This window comes from Kribbella sp. (genome assembly GCF_035687465.1).
Lineage (GTDB): Bacteria > Actinomycetota > Actinomycetes > Propionibacteriales > Kribbellaceae > Kribbella.
On record NZ_DASRXP010000281.1, the window covers coordinates 1 to 4,441 of the forward strand.

The 4,441-nt window shown below is 67.3% G+C and carries 7 protein-coding genes; 1 reads left to right on the top strand and 6 read right to left on the bottom strand.

Features of this window, described 5'->3' with window-relative positions; translation table 11 throughout:
• The coding region (locus VFG33_RS13945; RefSeq protein WP_325026334.1) for a HAMP domain-containing protein at window positions 1-614 on the bottom strand (614 nt) is incomplete at its 3' end.
• Between the two features lie 10 nt (window positions 615-624).
• Complete coding sequence (locus tag VFG33_RS13950; RefSeq protein ID WP_325026336.1) at window positions 625-1,320, bottom strand: response regulator transcription factor; 696 nt, start codon at window positions 1,318-1,320, stop codon at window positions 625-627.
• 151 nt (window positions 1,321-1,471) lie between these two features.
• On the opposite strand from VFG33_RS13950, the gene VFG33_RS13955 reads away from it, so the two are divergent.
• The gene (locus VFG33_RS13955; RefSeq protein WP_325026338.1) at window positions 1,472-2,029 is read left to right on the top strand and encodes a M15 family metallopeptidase; all 558 of its coding nucleotides are present in this window, start codon (window positions 1,472-1,474) and stop codon (window positions 2,027-2,029) included.
• Between the two features lie 14 nt (window positions 2,030-2,043).
• Here VFG33_RS13955 and VFG33_RS13960 read toward each other — a convergent pair whose 3' ends face one another.
• The 4 genes from VFG33_RS13960 to VFG33_RS13975 form a co-directional block, all read right to left on the bottom strand.
• On the bottom strand, window positions 2,044-2,835 hold the full coding sequence (locus VFG33_RS13960) for a GNAT family N-acetyltransferase (protein ID WP_325026340.1): 792 nt from the start codon (window positions 2,833-2,835) through the stop codon (window positions 2,044-2,046).
• 16 nt (window positions 2,836-2,851) lie between these two features.
• On the bottom strand, window positions 2,852-3,208 hold the full coding sequence (locus VFG33_RS13965) for a YciI family protein (RefSeq protein WP_325026342.1): 357 nt from the start codon (window positions 3,206-3,208) through the stop codon (window positions 2,852-2,854).
• Window positions 3,209-3,401: 193 nt separating this feature from the next.
• Window positions 3,402-3,752: a DUF1905 domain-containing protein gene (locus VFG33_RS13970; RefSeq protein WP_325026344.1), complete on the bottom strand. Its 351-nt coding sequence runs from the start codon at window positions 3,750-3,752 to the stop codon at window positions 3,402-3,404.
• 30 nt (window positions 3,753-3,782) lie between these two features.
• The coding region (locus VFG33_RS13975) for an endonuclease/exonuclease/phosphatase family protein (protein WP_325026346.1) at window positions 3,783-4,441 on the bottom strand (659 nt) is incomplete at its 5' end.

The window sequence follows — 4,441 nt, forward strand, 5'->3', positions numbered from 1 at the left end:
TGGTTGGTGCGGCTGAGCAGGAGCATTGCTTCGGTGAGGTCGATCGCTCGGGTGTTGACGAAGTGGAGGCGTTCGACGAGTTCGCTGCTTTCGCGGTTCGGGTCGTTGCGGGCCACGTCGAGAAGCGTCTGCGTGATCGCCAGTGGGGTGCGCAGTTCGTGGGAGGCGTTGGCCGCGAATCTCTGCTGTTCGGCGTCGTGTGCTTCGAGCCGCGCGAGCATGGTGTCGAAGGCGTCGGCGAGTTCGCGGAACTCGTCTTGGCGGCCTTCCAACTGGATCCGGTGGGCGAGCGACCCGTTCGTGGCCAGGCGGGCGGCATTGGTGATGCGAGTCAGCGGCGCGAGCATGCTGCCGGCGAGGATCCATCCTCCCAGCAGGCTGAAGCCCAGCAGGAGCACCAGCATGATGGTTGCCTTCGGCACGAAAGCGACCAGCAGGTCGGAGCGGTCAGGTCCGTACATCCATCCCGGCTGAAATCCGGACCCGGGCGGCGGGGTGGTGATCACCTCGGGGACGTAACGCAGCAGGAACGCCCACACGACCGCAAGCAGCAAGGCACCTGCGAGCATGACGAGCCCGGCATAGCTGAGGGTGAGTTTGAGGCGAACGCTCAAACCAGGCTGCCTATCCACGGTCGCTGCCCTCGTCTCCGGTGCCGGGTGCTGTGTCGATGCGATACCCGGCCCCGGCCACGGTGGCGATGATCCAAGGTTCTCCGAGGCGTTTACGCAAAGCCGAAACCGTGATGCGCACGGCGTTGGTGAAGGGGTCGGCGTTCTCGTCCCATGCCCGTTCCAGCAGCTCTTCGGCGCTGATCACACCGCCTTCGGCAGTGACGAGGACCTCGAGCACGGCGAACTGCTTCCTGGTCAGCGCGACGTACTGGCCGTCGCGGTAGACCTCACGGCGGAACGGATCCAGGCGCAGGCCCGCGATCTCCCGCACGGGTGGCCGGTTGTGGGCGCGCCTGCGGTCGAGCGCTCTGAGCCTGAGCACGAGCTCTTGCAGCTCGAACGGCTTGGTGAGGTAGTCGTCGGCGCCGAGTTCGAACCCGGACGCCTTGTCGTCGAGCCGGTCGGCAGCGGTGAGCAGGAGGATCGGCATGCCGCTGCCGGAGGCAACGATGCGTTTGGCGATCTCGTCACCGGACGGCCCGGGAATGTCGCGGTCGAGGACAGCGATGTCGTAGGCGTTGATGCTCAGCAGTTCCAGCGCGGTGTCACCGTCACCGGCGAGGTCGGCCGCGATCGCTTCCAGGCGCAACCCAGCGCGGATGGCCTCTGCCATGTAGGGCTCATCCTCGACGACCAGCACACGCATGATCTCGATGCTACGGACCGGTGCATATCGTTCGCATATCGAAAACCGGATACGTGCCGGCAACACCGCGCTGCCTTGACTTGGCGGCATGAGTCAAACGGCAGCAGCACGAACGAGGTCCCGCAGGACTCTGAGACCGTACGCCGTCGGCGTGGTCGTCGTCACCGCCGCGATCCTCGGGACCCTCGTCTATCGGTCGGCATCGTCGGCGCCCTCGCTCGGCGAAGTCCTCAGTGGCGATCACGGTGGTACGGCTACCGAGGCTGACGGCGCTCTCCCCGACGGGGTGACCGTCTTTGATGACCACTATCCCGGCGTAGCCAATCTCGACCCCGAGCTGCTCCAGGCTCTGCGCGATGCGGCGACGGATGCAGCTGACGATGGCGTCGAGTTCTACGTCAACAGCGGCTGGCGTTCCCCGGAGTACCAGAATCAGCTTCTGCGCGAGGCGATCTCGAAGTACGGCTCGGAAGAGGAAGCTGCTCGATGGGTGGCCACCGTGGACACGTCTCCTCACGTGGCCGGAGCCGCGGTCGACATCGGGCGCTTCGATGCCACGGCGTGGCTGTCCGAGAACGGCGCCAAGTACGGACTGTGCCAGATCTACCGCAACGAGCCCTGGCACTACGAACTACGCCCCGCGGCGATCGATCGTGGTTGCCCTCCCCTGTACGCCGACCCCACACACGATCCGAGAATGCAGCAGTAGCAACTGCGGGGTCCTCAGATGTTGGGTTCCTGGAAGCAGCGTTCGGTGCCGTAGGCAAGGAAGCCGGCGCGGCGGAGGACTGGGGCGGAGGTGGTGACGCGGCCTTTGACCAGGGCGAGGGTGCCGCCTTGGTCGATGCCGTCGAGGCAGCGAGCGAGCAGCAGCGCGCGGTAGGCGCCGCGACCCTGGGCTGCTGGGAGGACGCCTGCACCCCAGAGGCGCAATGCGTTGCCGGCGAGGCTGTAGCCCGCGGAACCGATCGGCTTGTCGTCGAGGTAGGCGAGGTAGCGGCGGATCGGGTAGTTGCCGGTGGCCACCGCCTTGGCCGCGATCGCGATCTCGTCGGCGAGCTGCCGCGGGGTGGGTGGCGACCCGCCGAAGACCTCCGCATCGATCTCGCCCGCGAGCCGGATGCTCGCCGGGTCGTCGGCCGGCCTGACGATCACGTCCTGCGGTACGTCGAGGATCGCGCGCAACTCGTCAGCGTCGTCGAGACTGCGAGCCAGTACTTCGACGGTCTCCACCTGCCGGAAGCCGTGTTCCTCGAGCGCCGTGGCGGTCTCCGGAGGCACGGTCCGGCCGTTCACCCACCAGCGCAGTACGAGCTTGCCTGTTGAGCGCGCGCGTTCACGGATCTCGGCGATCAGCTCCGCGACCGGGCGGCTCGTCGCCGACCACTGGACGCTCACCCGCTCCGGGTAGACCGTCAGCCGGTACTCCGGCCCGCTGAACTCCTCCGCGTCCGGTGGCACCCAGACCCACTCGGCCGCGGCGTCCACCACGCGTTGGTCCAAGGCCTGTCCCATCCCCGATGTCTACCACTCAGCGGGGTGACCAGTCCTTGGGAACCGGGCGGATCTCGATGGGGGAGTAGGGGGCCTCGGGGAGTCTGGCGGCGATCTCGGCCGCCCGTTCAGGGCTGGCGCAGTCCACCAGGTAGTAGCCGGCGAGGACCTCCTTCGACTCGCTGAAGGGGCCGTCCGTGACCAGGATCTGACCGTCCTGGATCCGGAGGACCTGGGCGCCTTCGACCGTCAGCCCCATGGTGTCGATCATCTCGCCGGCCGCGGTCAGATCCTCACTCAGCTGCTGGTGGGTCGCCATCACGTTGTCGAGGCCGAGCTCGCTCAGCGCGTCCCAGGTCTCCTGGTTCCCGTAGATCAACAGCATGTATTTCATCCGCTTCTCCTCCTCGTCCGCTGGACCTTGTCACTGCCTACGTCGGAACCACCGGGGTCGCCTCGACATCGGACTGCAGTGCGTCGAGGTCACGCTCGGCGTACCGGCGATGGTGCCAGGTCGCGCGCGTCCCAGGGACTCGGATCCCCCAGGAACTCCTTGCCAGGCGTATCCGTGAAATCAGCCATGGCCGTCACGCTAAACCAGTCCGCAGACAATCCACTTCCGCGATCTTCCTACAGGTCCAGGACTTCCAGCTGTACGGCGACAGTGGCTCCCGCCACGAGGTCCTCGGCGAGGCGGACGGGCTTCTTCGTCGGGAGCACGTAGCACCCGTCTTGCTGTCCGGGAACACAGACGTCTGCCAGGTCGTGCTTCCCACGGTGACCGACACCCGGACCGAGCCGAAGCCGCGCTGCGTGCTGCCGGTGAGCTGGCGAATATCGTCGCTGATCTCGCCCGGCAGCGTGATGAAGTGCCACTGGGCATTGCCCTCCTGCACCCAGAGCACTGCTGAGAACTCAAAGACTCCGATCCCTGTCACCCGGCCGAGCCTAGGGCCCGCCGCCGACATTCAGGGACGGCGGAGGTCCAGCCAGACCAGGCGGTGGTCGCTGGTCGGGAACGGGAACACCCCGGTGAGCCGCGACAACGGGTCAGCCTGCACCGGCCAGAAGATCCCGGTCCCCCGCACCTTGAGCTGGCGCGACGGCAACACGTAGTCGGCGCGCAGGTTGCCCGGCGAGGGGGAGTCGGAGAAGTCCGCGGTGTCGTACTTCGGGTTGGTCTGGTGGGACGCGTTCGCACCACCCTGCAGTACTGCGGCCTCTGGGCCACCCGCCGACGTCGGCCTCGGGTCGGTGATCCGCGGGTGCTTGATCAACTGCTGGATCGCGCCCGGAACGGAGTCGCCGTCGGCCGGGTCGCTGTTCTGGTCCCCGGCGATGACGAAGGCGGCGCCGCCCGCCAGGCCGCCGTACCGGCCCTTGTCGTCATAGATGTACGCCGACCGCTTGCCCGGCTGCACGTAGTCCGCCCAGAACCGGATCTCGTCGTGGTTGCGGCGGCCGTTGCGGTCCTCCGGTCCGTCGAAGGACGGCGGCGTCGGGTGCGAGGCCAGCAGGTGCACCGTGCGGCTCCCGACCCGGATCGGGACGTCCCAGTGCGACTTGCTGGACAGCCTGAAGACGTTGAGTTCGGCGGGCGAATACCAGTCGGCCGGGGCGGGTGTGG